The organism is Sandarakinorhabdus rubra (assembly GCF_010994245.1).
Lineage (GTDB): Bacteria > Pseudomonadota > Alphaproteobacteria > Sphingomonadales > Sphingomonadaceae > Sandarakinorhabdus > Sandarakinorhabdus rubra.
On record NZ_WMHO01000038.1, the window covers coordinates 1 to 15451 of the forward strand.

Consider the following 15451-nt stretch of genomic DNA (forward strand, 5'->3'; position numbering starts at 1 on the left):
GCCGCCCGTCGCCGGTGAAGGCCGGCGACGCACCGGCCGCACAGCCCGCCCCGGCCCCGCCGCCGCGCGCCGCTGCCCCGGCCAGCCCGGCGCCGGCACCCGCCGCTGCTTCGCCCCAGGCCCCGATGCCGGCGCCGCACGCGCCCGCCGCCCGCCCGGTGGCGCCGCAGGCCCGCCCGGCCAAGGGCGGCAAGCAGACCCGCACCACCCTGCTCGATCTCAACGACAAGGTGTGCAAGTGGCCCATCGGCCATCCTGACGATGTCGATTTCCACTTCTGCGGCAAGCCGGCCAACCCCGGCTTCCCCTATTGCGGGGAGCATTGCCTGGTGGCCTATCAGGCGCAGATGCCGCGCCGTGACCGGCCGCGCCAGCTGCCCACCATTCCGGGCGGCGGCACCCGCCGCTAGCACATCGGCCGCATTGCAGCGGCGGGGTGCCGCGCTTACGTTCGGGCCATGAGCGACGTTGATACCGATGTGCTGATCGTGGGCGCCGGCCTGTCCGGCATTGGCGCGGCCGTGCATCTGAAAACTGCCTGCCCGAGCGAGCGCTGGCAGATCTGGGAAGGGCGTGAGGCCATCGGCGGCACGTGGGACCTGTTCCGCTATCCCGGCATCCGATCAGACTCCGACATGTACACGCTCGGCTATCGCTTCAAGCCGTGGAAGTCTGCCAAGGCGATAGCCGACGGCCCCTCCATTCGCAGCTACATCCGCGAAACGGCGGACGAGCATGGCATCACGCCGCACATCCACTTCGGCCACAAGGTGACGAAGGCGGATTGGGACAGCGAGGCCGCGCGCTGGACGGTGACGGCCAGCACCCCCGCGGGCCCGAAGACGCTCACCACCCGCTTCCTCTACATGTGCAGCGGTTACTACAACTACGCGCAGGGCCACCGCCCGACCTGGCCGGGCGAGGCGGACTTTGCCGGCCAGATCATCCACCCGCAATTCTGGCCGGAAGGCCTTGATTACACCGGCAAGCGCATCGTCGTCATCGGCTCGGGCGCCACCGCCGTCACGCTGGTGCCGGAACTGGCCAAGCGCGCCGCGCATGTGACGATGCTGCAGCGCACGCCGACCTGGATGGTCTCCCGCCCCTCAACCGATGCCATTGCCAACCTGCTGAAGGCGGTGCTGCCGGCGCAGATGGCCTACAACATCGTGCGCTGGAAGAATGTCAGCTTCGGCCAGTGGTTCTACCGCCAGACGCGGGAGAACCCCGGCAAGGTGCGCGCCGCGCTGCTGAAGCGGCTCGCGAAACTGCTGCCCGCCGATTACGACCTCGAAACCCACTTCACCCCCGGCTACAACCCGTGGGACCAGCGGCTGTGCCTGGTGCCGGATGCAGACCTGTTCAGGGCCATCACCGCCGGCAGCGCCAGCATCGCGACCGACCAGATCGAGCGGTTCGAGCCCGGCGGCATCCGCCTCGCCTCTGGCGCATTGCTCCCGGCAGACATCATCGTCACCGCCACCGGCCTGAAACTGGAATCGCTGGGCGGCATGGCCATCAGCGTGGACGGCGAACCGCGCCGCATCGCCGACAGCCTCGCCTACAAGGGGATGATGTTCTCGCGTCTCCCCAATCTGTTCCAGAGCTTCGGCTACATCAACGCCAGCTGGACCCTGAGGTCTGACCTGATCGCCGATTATGTCTGCCGGCTGATCAACCACATGCGCCGCGAAGGCCTGGACAGCGCCACCCCCACCCCGGCGCCAGACGTCCACCCGGAACGCCTCGCCATGGACCTCGCCTCCGGCTACGTCCAACGCGGCGCCGACGCCCTCCCCCGCTCCGGCAACCGCGCCCCGTGGCTGGTGACCGCCAACTACACCTACGACCGCCGCGAACTGCTGGAAGGCCCGGTGACGGACGAGATGGTGTTTGGGAAGGCGGCTGCGGTGGCGGAGCGGGTGCTGGAAGCGGCGGAGTAGGAAGTGGGGCCTCCGGCGGGCAGGGTCGAGGACCCTGCACCCATTCTTATTTTCCGGCGGACCTCGCTGGCAAGCGTCCATTGCATTGCCGTATGGCTAGACAAAGGCACGGGGCCATAGTGGCTCGGTGACTGCAGCGCCAAGCCTACCATCAAAGCGGTCAAATTTCTGCTCACCGCACCGCATCAGACGATTGACTCGTTGACATAGTTCGAGTGATAAAACTGATGCTTACGCGAGTAGGCCATTAAATTGGCTGGTCTGGTGTTTCGCCAGATCGAAATCGATTGGTAAGTTTTATCGGCCCCGAACGGACGAAGTACTCGGCCGCCCAGGGGCCGCTCCGCTCGGCCGAGTACTTCGTCCGTTCGGGGCTTAGGTAAGCAGCCCGGATGCTTGACGATTTCTGTCGTGACATAGATGTAGTCAGCATCCGGGTCTACCCGCCGAAGCCGCACATTCTGGTTTGGGGGTGTATCCCCTTCGCATAGGTAGTTGACTCATCGCCTCGGCGTGGCCTAGCTTTGACGCAGGGTCATAAGATGGGGATGGTATGCGCTACCAATATCTTAGGCTCTTCTTGGTGTCCCAGGATCGGCCCGGCCTGCTAGAGGCCTTAGGCGAATTGCCCCCAGAGCTTTCCAGACAGGCGTATCTTGAGCAAGTCTTTGGGCAGCGGATCGACTTTACCCACCGCAAGACCGGCTTCGTTTACGTCAGCGTGGGCGCAACGCCGCTTGAAGATGGTTCCATTGTCGTGGGCCGCATAGGTCGGAGTTTTGTTGAGATCGTTAACGGACCGCCAGAGGCGGGTTTCCAAGAAGCGGAGATCAATGGCTGGCGCGCATCAAACATCCTTCTGGACACCCGGCAGCATGAAGATGGCCAAAAGATAGCCATGCAAGACAGGGGCGACGTTGGCTCTCCCTTGCCGGTGCTTCAATCCCTTGTGGCTCATATCAACGCCATGAACCCGGACTCTGGTTGGAGGATCGAGATCAGCGTGGTCTCAAACCCAGCTGACTTTTGGGAAGCGGTGCGTCGTCACAAGAATGAGATCACGGCGGCTGCCTTCGAGTTTGTCACTCCGAACATTCTGCGACTGCGATCATCGCTCAACGAAAGCCTGAAGGGCGCGCGCGAGGATAACAACGCCCATCGCGTTGATGTTGTCCTTCGCAATGAAAACGGACTGCTTAAGCTAGAGGAGCCAAACATTGTTGACGCTATCGATTACGTATCGAAAGGCGGTGGCACAGCAAAACTGAAGAAAGGAAAGAAAATCATTTATGATTCTGAGCAGGAAGTTCTAGCGGTCGATCTTGATGAAGATGAGGTTATGTCGACAGATAGGCCTTCACTTTGGGCGAAGTTTGGTGCTATACTGTTCAAGTGAGCTACATTCGCGCCTATTTTCCGTTGGCAGTCATTGCGTTGGCGCTGGCGGCGTGCGCCTGGTTCCGTCCGGCATGGATCGGCGATTGCAACGAATTGCTGGCAAAGTTTGTGAACGAACAGCTTGTCAACGTGCTTGGCGTGGTGCTGGCGATTAGCCTTGCCTCACTGGCCCAGCTGCATTTGAGCTTGAACGCACTGGAGGAACGCCGGGGGCAGCCTTTTTTAGCCAACGTCCGGCGCGAGATCAGGCAGGCGGCTTGGTGGCTGATCGGCCTCTTTGCCGTGGGGGTCGTAGCTGTTTTGGCCAAGCAGCCGCTTGCGGCCTTGCCTTTTGGCGCGCTTGCCGTGAATGCGTTGGCGCTTTGGATCGTATGCTTCTACGTGCTCATCCTGCTGGATATCACGTTTGCCGTATTCAACTTGGAGCCGGAGTTCCCGCGTCATGACGACACTCCGTAAGGCCCTCGCTGATGGCAACCTTGAAGGCTTCATCGCCGAACGCGAGGCGGAAGGCCAAGCGCCCGGCGATGCCGACAAGGCCGCCGATCTCACTCGCCGTCTGACGGAAACTGCGAAGTCAGTGAAGCGAACATCGAAGCCGGCGCGTTCCGGCGATTGAAGCGGAACTCGAACTCCTTAACGTAGCGCTCAGGGTGTTTGCTGCTCACGCTGGTGTGGGTGCCGCCGATTGACCGCTTGAGGTGGCTCCAGAAGCTTTCAATCGCGTTCACGGTCGCGCCCTGATAGCCGACATATTCACCCGCGCCGTGGTTTACCGTCATGTGGCGATAGCCCTGCGTGTGCAGGCCGGCGTAGCTGGTGAGTTCATCGGTGTGCAGCTCGCCGCCCGGCTCGACATTGGCCTTCACGAAGGGCTGGAGAGTGGCACGGCGCTGATTGGGAACAACCTTGGCGATCAAGTTGCCATCGCGCTCCAGCGCCCCGACAACCACCGTCTTGCCGGCGCTGCCGCGCATGTGCTTGCCCTTCTTCACGCCGCCGATCAGCGTTTCATCAACCTCCACAGCGGTGCCAGGGCCGCCAATCGGGCCTTCGCCATCAACGGCGGCCATGTGCAGGCGGATTTCATGGCCAATGCGCCATGCCGTCTTGTAGGTCACGCCAAGCTGGCGCTGCAATTCCTTGGCACTCACGCCGTGGCGCGTGGTGGTGAACAGGTGGATGGCATAGAACCAAAGCTGCAACGGGGTGCGCGTCTGTTCAAAAGGGGTGCCTACGGTGGGGTGCAGGTGATGGCCGCACCACTGGCACGAATAGGCCCGCTCTGCCTTGATACGATACCAGTTCGAGGGGCGCTCGCACTTGGGGCAGGTGTGGCCCTGTCCAAAGCGAACATCGAACAGGTGGTTCAGGCAGGTTTCGTCATCCGGAAACTGCTTGAAGAACTCGCGGGTGGTGAGGGGCTTCGTCATGCCCCATTATATACACCGTCCGTTCTACGTATGCAAGGGGGATACACCCCCTGGTTTGTGGCGGTGTTACGGATGCTACCAACGATCGGCCTATATCATTCAGAGACGCCTTTCTGAGGGGTGGCGGCCTGGAAATATCACCTGACGATGTTACTATCACGACGGAAGAGATTGGCGACTTTTTCAGAAAGATTGCCCTTATACAGACTTGGTTGAGTTCGAGATCGATCTCGCATCGATCTGCGAGCTAATATTATTATTTCCTGAGAGCCCCGGGAGCTTTACCGAATTAGGCTGTTTTTACACAAATGAACTCACTCGTTCGAAACTATTTGTTGCGGTTGTGCAGTCATATTTAGGCGATCCAGGGTTCGTAAACCAAGGCCCTCTCGCAGGTTTGCTTCGGACTCAACCAAACTCAGTCCATGCGATTGTAGAAGGCTCAATAAACTACAACAAGCCGCACATTGCAGATATAAATCAATCCGAATTGATTAGACTGGTTAAGCCGTCGTTTAACCGAAGAATGAATGAAGCCAAGGGGCATACAAAATTTAATAGTCGTAATTTTAATCACTTATGTAAGCTTTACGTTGGCATGCTGCGTGAAGCGATTTGTTTGACTGATGACGAATTGATATTGATGTTTGATGCTTTGAGGATACCAATTCAGCAAAGGGATCTTGATAGAATATCGTTTTGCTGCAAGCAACTTAAATGGGCAGACTATACTAGGCGCGGACTCGACCGTCTCCATTTCGCTAACCGCGACCTGAACGAAGCAGCAAGCTTCAAGTTTCTGAGCGAACGAGGCGATAAGATCAGAAGGCGAAGTGAATTCCGCGATCATTGGCAAATTAACGAACCAGATCGACTGGCCGCCATAGGAAGGGTGAGCATATGACAAGCCCTCTCATCACGTTCCTTATGAATGAGCTGCACTTAGGTGAACGCGAAGTCGTGCGTCTCATATTGACAGCACCTGAGCGATATAAGGTATACCAAATTTCAAAACGCAACGGTGGCAAGCGCGAGATCGCACAGCCAGCACCCGAAGTTAAAGCGGCGCAGCGAGCCATCGTACGAGCGTATTTGTTATCTTTACCGGTACATCCGAGTGCAACAGCGTATTCTCCAGGTTCGTCGATTATCAAGAATGCGTCAGCGCACTCAGATGCGGGCCCTATTCTTAAGTATGATTTCAAGGATTTTTTTCCGTCAATTACAGAGAAGGCTTGGATCTCGTATTGCTTAAGGGTTGGACTTTTTTCTAAAGAAGATGCCGTCCGTAGTGGTAGATTATTGTTCAGGCGCCCAAAGGGAGGGCGTATACTGCGTCTATCCATAGGCGCACCTTCGTCGCCAATTGTGAGCAACCTTCTTATGTACGACTTTGACGAGCGGCTATCGAAGTTGCTTGAGGGTCATAAGATTGTCTACACACGCTATGCGGATGACCTAACATTCTCAGCGCCTAGGACAGGAAATTTGCTAGAGGTTCCCAAGGCTATCCGCGCCGCGATGAACAGTATGAGCCACCCAAAACTGGCACTAAATTCGCAAAAGACAGTTCTGGTAACAAAACGATATCAAAGAAATATAACCGGACTTATTCTCACTCTCGATGGAAATATTTCTGTTGGTAGGTCGCGAAAGCGGCTTATTAGAGCCGGTATTGATCATTTTATCAGGGGCAAGCTCGACGTTGATCAGACGGTAAAATTAGCCGGCATCATTGCATTTACTAAGGGAGTTGAACCAACCTTCTTTGCGAAGCTAACGACGAGGTACGGAAATGATGTCATGGGAAAAATAATGGCTTCCACAAAGGATTACAAGCGACCTAGACCGGAAACCGTCAACCGAACAAAAAGACGGTAGGTGCACACTGCCCCCTCAAATCCGCTCCTTCACATAGGCCCCCAGCGCGTCCTCGATCGCCTTCTAGGGTCCCTTCCCCGGCACGCGGGCCTTCACCTTCTCGCCCGAGCGCAGCGCGACCCAGGCCAGCCAATCCGACCACCAGCTGCCCTTGGTTTCGTGCGCGCTGGCCACGAAGGCGTCGAAGCTGTCGGCGTCAGCCTTGTTGGTCCAGTCGGGCATGCGGCCACCGTGACGGAATGGGCGATGGCGGCTGCGGAACAGGGATCAGTGCACCAATTCCCGGTCGATCAGGACCGCGAGCAGCAGCGCCGGGCCGCCATGCGCCACCCAGGCGTGGTTGGTGCCCCGCTGGATGACGACCTGCCCCGGTTTTACCCGGGTCTCGGTGCCTTCCAGGATCAGCGATACATCGCCCTGCAACAGGCAGATGATGTCCAGCGAGTGGGTTTCGTGCATGGCCGAGTGGCGGCTTTGGTCGATGATGTGGTGATCGCCGTGCACGGTGGCAAAGGCGGCGCGGGTGGCGGCATCGAGAGCCGCCTTGGGCACGCCCTCGGGCTGCGGCGTGACGACGAACCAGCGCACCTGGACATTGCCCGGTCGCGGGCCGAGGACGGGGGTGGTGGTGCCCAGATCGGCGTGATCCTTGGGATCAAGTGCCCCGCTGGCGGCATCTTCCCAGATCTCGAACAGGCCGCCCACATCCACCTCGCCGGCGCTCGATGAGGGCGGCCCATCGATTATGATCACCGAACGGCCATCGGCATCATCGCCGGTGATGATCCGACGCATCGCTGCCTTGAAGTCGCTCATCAGATCCGCTCTTTCACATAGGCCCCCGGCGCGTCCTCGATCGCCTTGTAGGCGCCCTTACCCGGCACGCGGGCCTTCACCTTGTCCCCGGAGCGCGGCGTGAGCCAGGCCAGCCAGTCGGGCCACCAGCTGCCCTTGGTTTCCTTGGCGCCGGCCACGAAGGCGTCGAAGGTTTCGGCGCCGGCATCGTTGGTCCAGTATTGGTATTTGCCGGAGGACGGCGGGTTGACGACGCCGGCGATGTGCCCGCTGCCGGCCAGCACGAAACGGGTTTCGCCGGTGAAGGCCTTGGTCAGCTTGAAGGCCGATCGGGCCGGCGCGATATGGTCTTCCTTGCCGCCCTGGATGTAGCTGGGGGTTTTCACGGTGGAGAGGTCCACGGGCACGCCGCACACGGTCATCCCGCCGGGCTGGATCAGCTTGTTGTCGCGGTACATCTCGCTGATGTACTCGCGGTGCCAGCGGGCCGGCACGTTGGTGGCGTCGCTGTTCCAGTAGAGCAGGTCGAAGGGGAAATAATCCTTCCCCAGCATGTAGTTGTTCACCACATAGTTCCAGATCAGATCGTTGGACCTGAGCAGGTTGAAGGTGCTGGCCATGTAGCGGCCGTCGAGCACCGGCTTGTCCCCGGTGATGCGCGTGACCGTTTCGATGCTCGGGTCATCGACGAACAGCTTCAACTCCCCGGCGTCGGAGAAATCGACCTGCGCGGTGAAGAAGGTGGCGCTGGCCACCTGCCCCGCCTCCCCCTTCGCCGCCAGCACGGCGAGCGCGGCGGCCAGCGTGGTGCCGGCGACGCAATAGCCGATGGTGTGGACGCTGTCGGCCTTGCAGATCTCCCTCACCACCTTCAGCGCGGTGAACATGCCTTCCTGGACATAGGTGTCGATGGTGGCGTCGGCCAGGCTTTCGTCGGCGTTCTTCCAGCTCACCACAAACACGGTGAGGCCTTGCGCGACGCACCAGCGGATGAAGCTTTTCTCGGCCGTGAGGTCGAGGATGTAGAACTTGTTGATCCACGGCGGGAAGATCAGCAGCGGCACCGCGAACACGGTTTCGGTGGCCGGCGCATACTGGATGAGCTGGAACAGCCGGTTCTGGAACACCACCTTGCCCGGCGTGATGGCGACGTTGCGGCCCACTTCGAAGGCGTTCTCGTCGGTCATCTTCATGCGGCCGGCGCGCAGGTCTTCCAGCAGATGTTCGAGGCCCTTCAACAGGTTGGAGCCGCCGCTGGTGATGGTGGCGGTGAGCACCTCCGGGTTGGTAGCCATGAAGTTCGATGGGCTCATGGCATCAACGAACTGGCGGATGAGGAAGCGCGCCTTGTCCTTCTCGGCGGCGTCCATGCCCTCGATGCCCTGCGCGGCTTCCATGATGTGGCTGGCGGTGAGCAGGTAGGACTGGCGCAGGAAATCGAAGGCCGGCGTTTCGGCCCAGGCGTCGCCGGTGAAGCGCTTGTCCTTCACGGCCGGCTTTTCGGCACTGGGGGTGAGGAAGCGCTGCCACAGGGCAACGGCATCCTGCATGTAGCGCTGTTGCTGCTCCATCAACTTGGCGGGGTCGGAGAGCATGGCCGTCCAAGCCCGCGTCCAGGTCGTCATCATGCCCAGCGGATCGGGCACGATGGGGGTGGCCCCATGCTCCTTCGTCCAGAACTCCAGCATCATCTGCTGGCCCTTGCCCACCAGATCAGTGGCCTTCTGGAAATTGGCCTGCGCCTGTTCCTGAAGCGCGCCAAGATCCTTGGGGGTATCGGTGGGTTCTGGGGTCGACATGGGCAGGGTCCTCAACGGCGGCGGCGCCTGGGGTTGGCGTTGGTTTCGGCAATGGTGTCGGCTTCTGCAAGCAGGCGGACGCGCAGCGCGACGTTTCCGGCAGACAGGTGATCGGCAATCAAAGCGGCACATTCGGCCTCGCCGCGCAGCAGAGCGAAAGCCAGCGCGTCGAGATCGGCCCACGTATCGTGATAGCGTACGCCAGCATCGATACCGGCCGCCAGCAGCATCCGCACGATCGACGGGGACTGGCCGGTGATGGCACCGAACAGCGGGTTGCGGACCGAGACATCGGTGTCGAGCAGCGCGCCCTGTGACAGCAGCCAGCCAGCCACGTTGGCATGGCCGAATCTGGCAGCTGACACAATCGGCCGAGCGCCTTCGCGGTCGCCCTGGTTGATGTCTGCACCCAGCGCCGCGAGCGTCTCGACAACGGCGAGTTGCCCCTTTTGCGCGGCATAGCCCAGCCAGGTCTGGCCGGCAAAGAAGGTCTGGGCGTGCAGTTGCTCGGGATGATCGGTGAACAGCTGCCGGATTGCCGGCAGATCGCTGGCGTTGACCGCCTCGGCAATCAGGGCAGGCAGGCTTTTCGTCATGGCCGGTAATCTGCCCCGGCGCGGGCAAGGCGCCAAGCGCAATCTCCAACAGGCTGGCGCCGGCACCGCAATTGCGCTATCCGCCAACCGTCGGCAGCGTGCCGGCACGAAGGACCATCGGCGTGACCCACGCGGCCATCAATGCAGCCAGCATGGCCGGCGCAGCAGCAGCTGCCGCCGCGGCTGCCCCCACGCCGCCACCGAACTGAGGCTCGACCACCCATCAGAGCCTTTCACCGGCGGCGGCGGAACAAACTGGTTCCTCCGCCGCTTTTCTTTTGTCCACCGCTTGCCTAAGGCAACGCCAACAGCCCATCGGAAATGCCCATGCAGGATGAATTCTACCGCATCAAACGCTTGCCGCCCTATGTGATCGCGGAAGTGAACGCCATGCGGGCCCGGGCGCGCGCCTCCGGAGAGGACATCATCGACCTGGGCATGGGCAATCCCGATCTGCCGCCGCCCGCCCACGTGATTGCCAAGCTGGCCGAGGTGGCGGCCAAGCCCGATGCCCATGGCTATTCCGCATCGCGCGGCATCCCCGGCCTCCGGCGGGCACAATCGGCCTATTATGCGCGGCGCTTCGGGGTCGATCTCGATCCGGAAACGGAAGTGGTTGTCACGCTCGGCTCCAAGGAAGGGCTGGCCAACCTCGCCCAGGCGATCACCGCGCCGGGGGACGTGGTGCTGGCGCCCAACCCCTCCTACCCCATCCACACGTTCGGCTTCATCATTGCCGGAGCGACGATCCGCAGCGTGCCGACGACGCCGGACGAGAAATATTTCGAGGCGCTGGAGCGCGCGGTGCGCTTCACGGTCCCCCGGCCCAGCGTGCTGGTGATGGGCTATCCCAGCAATCCCACCGCCGAAGTGGCGGACCTCGCCTTCTATGAGCGGGTGGTGGCGTTCGCGAAGAAGCACCAGATCTGGGTGCTTTCGGATCTGGCCTATTCCGAAATCTATTTCGATGGCCAGCCCACGCCGTCGATCCTGCAGGTGCCCGGCGCCAAGGACGTGGCGATCGAGTTCACCTCGCTGTCCAAATCCTATTCGATGGCCGGCTGGCGCATCGGCTTTGCGGTGGGCAACAAGACGCTGATCTCGGCGCTGACCCGGGTGAAATCCTATCTCGATTATGGCGCCTTCACACCGATCCAGGCGGCGGCCGTGGCGGCGCTGAACGGCCCGCAGGACATTGTGGCCCAGAACCGCGAGCTTTATCATCGCCGCCGCGACGTGCTGGTGGAAAGCTTTGGCCGCGCTGGCTGGGACATCCCGCCGCCGCGCGCCTCCATGTTCGCCTGGGCGCCGCTGCCGCCGGCGCTGCGGCACCTCGGGAGCCTGGAATTCTCCAAGCAGCTGCTCACCCATGCCGGTGTCGCGGTGGCGCCGGGCGTCGGCTATGGCGAGGATGGCGAAGGCTTCGTGCGCATCGCGCTGGTGGAGAATGAGCAGCGCCTGCGCCAGGCCGCCCGCAACATCCGCAAATATCTGCAGTCGATGGGGGTGAACACGCCCGCCGCCAAGGCCGGGGCCTGAACCATGAGCGAAGCACTGCGGATCGGCATCGCCGGGCTGGGCAATGTGGGCGCCGGGGTGGTCAAGGTGCTGGCAGGTAATGCCGAGCTGATCGCCCGCCGCGCCGGCCGGCCCATCGTCGTCACCGCCGTGTCGGCGCGGGACCGTGGCCGGGATCGCGGCGTGGCCCTCGACGGCATCGCTTGGGTGGATGATGCTGCCGAGCTCGCGGCCCGCGACGATGTCGACGTGGTGGTGGAGTTGATTGGCGGCAGCGACGGCCCTGCCCTCACGCTGGCCCGCCGCACCCTGGCCGCCGGCAAGCCCTTCGTGACCGCCAACAAGGCGATGCTGGCCCACCACGGCCTGGCGCTGGCCGAGGCGGCCGAGAAGGCCGGCCTGCCCCTGAAATATGAGGCGGCGGTGGCCGGCGGCATCCCGGTGATCAAGGGCATATCGGAAGGCGCCGCCGCCAACCGCATGCTGCGCGTCTATGGCCTGATGAACGGCACCTGCAACTATATCCTGTCGCGCATGGAGGCCGAGGGGCTGGATTTCGCGTCCGTGCTGGCCGACGCGCAGGCGCTGGGCTTTGCCGAGGCCGACCCCAGCTTCGACATCGACGGGATCGACACCGCCCACAAGCTCTCGATCCTCGCCGCGCTGGCCTTTGGGGCGCGCATCGATTTTGCCGGGGTGGCCTGCCACGGCATCCGCAGCATCGCCAGCGTCGACATCGCCCAGGCGGCGGCCTTGGGCTTCCGCATCAAGCTGGTCGGGCTGGCCGAGGTGCAGGATGGCGCGCTGTTCCAGCGCGTCCACCCGGCGCTGGTGCCGCTGGATCACCCGGTGGCGACCACCATGGGCAGCCTGAATGCCGTGGTGGTGGAAGGCGATTTCGTTGGCCGGCTGTTCTTCCAGGGCCGCGGCGCCGGCGAAGGCCCGACCGCCAGCGCCGTGGTGGCCGATCTGGTCGACATTGCCCGCAGCGACGTGCGTCCGCCCTTCGTGATGCCGGTGAGCCAGTTGGCCGCCCTGCCCCGCGCCGCAGCCGGCGACAGGCGTGGCCGCTATTATCTGAGGCTCAATGTCGCCGACCGGGTGGGCGTGCTGGCCGAGGTGACGGCGGCGCTGCGTGATGCCGGCGTGTCGATCGAAAGCCTGGTGCAGCGCGGCGGCTCGGACGCCGGCGACACCATGGTGGTGATGGTCACCCACGAGGCGCGGGAAGCCGATGTGCTGGCCAGCCTGGCGCACATGGCGGCCTCGCCGGCAGTGGTGGGCCAGCCCGTGATGATGCACATTCTCGATTTCTGAACGTTCGAGGCGTAAAGCGGCGCCACCAACGATTCGACCAATGAAATGGGGATGAGATGCCGGCTGCCAGTCATGTGCTCGATCGCGTGCTCGTGCTCGAGATGGTGCGCGTCACCGAAAATGCCGCCGTCGCAGCCTCGAAGCTGATCGGCCGCGGCGACGAGAAGGCCGCCGATGCGGCCGCCGTGGAAGCCATGCGCGAGGCGCTGAACCAGCTGGATTTCGATGGCACGGTGGTGATCGGCGAAGGCGAGCGTGATGAAGCCCCGATGCTGTTCATCGGCGAGAAGGTGGGGCGCGCGATTGGCACCGGCCCGCGCATCGACATCGCGCTCGATCCGCTGGAAGGCACCACGATCACCGCCAAGGCCGGCCCCAACGCGCTGGCCGTGCTGGCGATCGCCGAACAGGGCGGGCTGCTGAACGCGCCTGATGTCTACATGGACAAGATCGCCGTTGGCCCCGGCTATCCCGATGGCGTCATCGACCTCAGCCTCGGCGCCACCGCCAATGTCGCGGCCGTGGCTGCGGCCAAGGGAGTCCACCCCAACGAGATCATCGTCTGCGTACTGGACCGGCCCCGCCACGAGGCACTGATCGCCGAGCTGCGCAGCATCGGTTGCGGCATCATGCTGATCCCCGATGGCGACGTGGCCGGCGTGATCGCCACCACCAATCCCGATACCGGCATCGATCTCTACATGGGATCGGGCGGCGCGCCGGAAGGCGTGCTGGCCGCTGCCGCGCTGCGCTGCGTGGGCGGCCAGATGCAGGGCAAACTGTTGTTCCGCAACGAGGATGAGCGCAGCCGCGCGCGTCGCTGGGGCATCGAGGATCTCGACCGTATCTATGGCCTGACCGACATGGCCAAGGGCGATTGCATCTTCGCCGCGACGGGCGTGACCGACGGTTCGATGCTGAAGGGCGTAAAGCGCCGCAAGGACGGGGTGATAACCACCCAGAGCGTGGTGATGCGCGCCTCGTCGGGCACCATCCGCTGGGTCAGCGGCGAACATCGCGGGCATAAGCACAGATAATCAGGCCACAAGCGCGCTTGCCGGCGACTGTGGCGGGCGCCATGACAGGGCAATGGACCATTCCCGCCCCGTCTTCGGTGTTGCCGCCTCGTTGACCGGCCAGCGCTGGGCCTGGCGCGGCGGCTTGCCGCCCGGCGATGACCTGACCGGCCGCAGCGACGATGAGGCGCTGCTGAAGCACCTGTTCCGCACGCGCGGCGGCGCCGACAGCGACTTCGGGCGCCTGAAATCCCCCACCCTGCGCGACTGGCTGCCCGACCCGTCGATCTTCACCGACATGGAGCGCGCCGCCGAGCGGCTGGCCGATGCTCTGGCCCGCCATGAGGCCATCGTCATCTATGGCGACTATGACGTGGATGGCGCCACGTCCGCGGCCGTGCTGATCCGCCTGCTGCGGGCGCTTGGCGGCAAAGTGGGCCATTATATCCCGGATCGGCTGCTGGAGGGCTATGGCCCCTCGGCCGGCGCCCTGGTCGCCCTGAAACAGGCCGGCGCCGATCTGGTGGTGACGGTGGATTGCGGCACACAAGGCTTCGAGGCGCTGGAGGCCGCCCGCGCCGCAGGGCTGGACGTGATCGTGGTCGATCACCACAAGGCGGGGACCAGCCTGCCGCCGGCGCTGGCGCTGGTGAACCCCAATCGCCTCGACGAAAGCGAGGACGCAGCCAGCCACGGCCACTTGGCGGCCGTCGGCATGGCTTTCCTGCTGGCCGTTGCGCTCAACCGCCTGCTCAGGGCGCGCGGCTGGTTTGCCAATCGCGACGAGCCGCGCCTGATGGATCTGCTCGATCTGGTCGCGCTGGGCACGGTGGCCGATGTCGCGGCCTTGCGGGGCCTGAACCGCGCCTTTGTCACGCAGGGGCTGAAGGTGATGCGCGGCCGGGCCAATATCGGGCTGGCCGCGCTCGCAGATGCTGCCCGGCTGGCACGCGCACCGATTGCCCGCGATCTCGGCTTTGCGCTGGGGCCACGCGTCAATGCCGGCGGCCGGGTGGGCCAGGCCGATCTCGGCGTGCGGCTGCTCACCACGCATGACGCCGCCGAAGCGGCCGCCATCGCCGCCCAGCTTGACTCGCTGAACCAGGAACGCCGCGCCATCGAACAGGCGGTGACCGAGGCAGCGCTGGCGGCGGCCAGGCCGGCTCCGGGCTGCACCATCGTCGCCGGCGAGGGCTGGCACCCCGGCGTGATCGGCATCGTTGCCAGCCGGTTGAAGGAACAGATGGGCAGCCCGGCCTTCGTGATCGCCGTGCAGGCGGATGGCACCGCGAAGGGTTCGGGCCGGTCCATCAGCGGCGTCGATCTTGGCGCAGCCGTGCTGGCGGCGAAGGATCATGGCCTGCTGCTGGCCGGCGGCGGCCATGCCATGGCAGCCGGGCTTACGGTGGCGGCCGACGGCATCGCGGCGCTGGACGAATATCTGAACGAGCGGTTGGCAGCACAGGTGGCAGCAGCGACGGCAGAGAAGTCACTGGCCATCGATGCCGCCATGGCGCCGCGCGGATTGAATGCCGCGCTGGTGGACGTGCTGGAAGCCGGCGGCCCCTATGGCCAGGGCTGGCCGGGGCCAAGGGTGGCCGCCGGCCCGTTCCGGGTCGTCGATGCGCGGGTGGTGGGGGAGAATCACCTGCGGCTGCAACTCCAGGGCGCTGACGGCGGCCGCATCAAGGCGATGGCCTGGCGGCAGGCCGACAGCGCGCTGGGGGCCCAGCTGCAGGCCACCGGCGGCCGGGC

Annotated in this window: 14 protein-coding genes and 1 pseudogene; 10 read left to right on the top strand and 5 right to left on the bottom strand. The window is 63.5% G+C overall.

The annotated features are described in order from the left end of the window. The 4 genes from GJV64_RS04015 to GJV64_RS04030 all read left to right on the top strand — a co-directional run. The coding region (locus GJV64_RS04015; RefSeq protein ID WP_235927588.1) for a GcrA family cell cycle regulator at window positions 1–410 on the top strand (410 nt) is incomplete at its 5' end. A 48-nt stretch (window positions 411–458) separates the two neighbouring features. Beyond that, a complete protein-coding gene (locus tag GJV64_RS04020; protein ID WP_164155995.1) occupies window positions 459–1943 on the top strand; it encodes a flavin-containing monooxygenase in 1485 nt (494 codons plus the stop codon). A gap of 553 nt (window positions 1944–2496) precedes the next feature. Beyond that, window positions 2497–3339 (top strand): hypothetical protein, encoded by an 843-nt coding sequence (locus GJV64_RS04025; protein ID WP_164155996.1) that lies wholly within the window; start codon window positions 2497–2499, stop codon window positions 3337–3339. Next, window positions 3336–3800, top strand: coding sequence for a hypothetical protein (locus tag GJV64_RS04030; protein ID WP_164155997.1), 465 nt, complete (start codon window positions 3336–3338; stop codon window positions 3798–3800). Before GJV64_RS04025 ends, GJV64_RS04030 begins: the two co-directional genes overlap by 4 nt. Window positions 3801–3889: 89 nt before the next feature. Here GJV64_RS04030 and GJV64_RS04035 read toward each other — a convergent pair whose 3' ends face one another. Then, window positions 3890–4774: an IS1595 family transposase gene (locus GJV64_RS04035; protein ID WP_164155998.1), complete on the bottom strand. Its 885-nt coding sequence runs from the start codon at window positions 4772–4774 to the stop codon at window positions 3890–3892. A 199-nt stretch (window positions 4775–4973) separates the two neighbouring features. Here GJV64_RS04035 and GJV64_RS04040 point away from each other — a divergent pair. Both GJV64_RS04040 and GJV64_RS04045 read left to right on the top strand, forming a co-directional pair. Next, window positions 4974–5678 (top strand): annotated as a pseudogene (locus tag GJV64_RS04040) (retron St85 family effector protein); the annotation flags it as partial. Further along, entirely contained in the window at window positions 5675–6655 is a 981-nt protein-coding gene (locus tag GJV64_RS04045) for a retron St85 family RNA-directed DNA polymerase (protein WP_164156000.1), read from the top strand. The pseudogene GJV64_RS04040 and the gene GJV64_RS04045, both read left to right, overlap by 4 nt. Before the next feature lie 63 nt (window positions 6656–6718). Here the strand turns inward: GJV64_RS04045 and GJV64_RS04050 are convergent, their stop codons facing one another. From GJV64_RS04050 to GJV64_RS04065, 4 genes are read right to left on the bottom strand one after another with little or no spacing between them, the layout of a single operon-like run. Continuing rightward, window positions 6719–6877 carry a hypothetical protein gene (locus GJV64_RS04050; RefSeq protein ID WP_164156001.1) on the bottom strand — a complete coding sequence of 53 codons (159 nt, stop codon included), beginning with the start codon at window positions 6875–6877 and terminating at the stop codon, window positions 6719–6721. Window positions 6878–6922: 45 nt separating this feature from the next. Next, window positions 6923–7471 (bottom strand): cupin domain-containing protein, encoded by a 549-nt coding sequence (locus tag GJV64_RS04055; RefSeq protein ID WP_205599521.1) that lies wholly within the window; start codon window positions 7469–7471, stop codon window positions 6923–6925. Next, window positions 7471–9249, bottom strand: coding sequence for a PHA/PHB synthase family protein (locus tag GJV64_RS04060; RefSeq protein ID WP_164156002.1), 1779 nt, complete (start codon window positions 9247–9249; stop codon window positions 7471–7473). The genes GJV64_RS04055 and GJV64_RS04060 overlap by 1 nt, the downstream gene beginning before the upstream one ends. A gap of 11 nt (window positions 9250–9260) precedes the next feature. Next, window positions 9261–9845 (bottom strand): ankyrin repeat domain-containing protein, encoded by a 585-nt coding sequence (locus GJV64_RS04065; RefSeq protein ID WP_164156003.1) that lies wholly within the window; start codon window positions 9843–9845, stop codon window positions 9261–9263. 327 nt (window positions 9846–10172) lie between these two features. Here GJV64_RS04065 and GJV64_RS04070 point away from each other — a divergent pair, with 327 nt between their 5' ends. The 4 genes from GJV64_RS04070 to recJ form a co-directional block, all read left to right on the top strand. Continuing rightward, window positions 10173–11384: an LL-diaminopimelate aminotransferase gene (locus GJV64_RS04070; protein WP_164156008.1), complete on the top strand. Its 1212-nt coding sequence runs from the start codon at window positions 10173–10175 to the stop codon at window positions 11382–11384. A 3-nt stretch (window positions 11385–11387) separates the two neighbouring features. Continuing rightward, window positions 11388–12680, top strand: coding sequence for a homoserine dehydrogenase (locus tag GJV64_RS04075; RefSeq protein ID WP_164156004.1), 1293 nt, complete (start codon window positions 11388–11390; stop codon window positions 12678–12680). 56 nt (window positions 12681–12736) lie between these two features. After that, window positions 12737–13717, top strand: coding sequence for a class II fructose-bisphosphatase (gene glpX / locus GJV64_RS04080; protein WP_164156005.1), 981 nt, complete (start codon window positions 12737–12739; stop codon window positions 13715–13717). 52 nt (window positions 13718–13769) lie between these two features. Further along, a partial coding sequence (gene recJ / locus GJV64_RS04085) for a single-stranded-DNA-specific exonuclease RecJ (protein WP_164156006.1) occupies window positions 13770–15451 on the top strand: 1682 nt, incomplete at its 3' end.

Excerpts from the sequence above, each read along its gene's own strand:
- GJV64_RS04020 (WP_164155995.1), top strand. The coding sequence starts at position 459 with ATGAGCGACGTTGATACCGATGTGCTGATCGTGGGCGCCGGCCTGTCC.
- GJV64_RS04025 (WP_164155996.1), top strand. The coding sequence starts at position 2,497 with ATGCGCTACCAATATCTTAGGCTCTTCTTGGTGTCCCAGGATCGGCCC.
- GJV64_RS04035 (WP_164155998.1), bottom strand. The coding sequence starts at position 4,774 with ATGACGAAGCCCCTCACCACCCGCGAGTTCTTCAAGCAGTTTCCGGAT.
- GJV64_RS04045 (WP_164156000.1), top strand. The coding sequence starts at position 5,675 with ATGACAAGCCCTCTCATCACGTTCCTTATGAATGAGCTGCACTTAGGT.
- GJV64_RS04050 (WP_164156001.1), bottom strand. The coding sequence starts at position 6,877 with ATGCCCGACTGGACCAACAAGGCTGACGCCGACAGCTTCGACGCCTTC.
- GJV64_RS04055 (WP_205599521.1), bottom strand. The coding sequence starts at position 7,471 with ATGAGCGACTTCAAGGCAGCGATGCGTCGGATCATCACCGGCGATGAT.
- GJV64_RS04060 (WP_164156002.1), bottom strand. The coding sequence starts at position 9,249 with ATGTCGACCCCAGAACCCACCGATACCCCCAAGGATCTTGGCGCGCTT.
- GJV64_RS04065 (WP_164156003.1), bottom strand. The coding sequence starts at position 9,845 with ATGACGAAAAGCCTGCCTGCCCTGATTGCCGAGGCGGTCAACGCCAGC.
- GJV64_RS04070 (WP_164156008.1), top strand. The coding sequence starts at position 10,173 with ATGCAGGATGAATTCTACCGCATCAAACGCTTGCCGCCCTATGTGATC.
- GJV64_RS04075 (WP_164156004.1), top strand. The coding sequence starts at position 11,388 with ATGAGCGAAGCACTGCGGATCGGCATCGCCGGGCTGGGCAATGTGGGC.
- glpX (WP_164156005.1), top strand. The coding sequence starts at position 12,737 with ATGCCGGCTGCCAGTCATGTGCTCGATCGCGTGCTCGTGCTCGAGATG.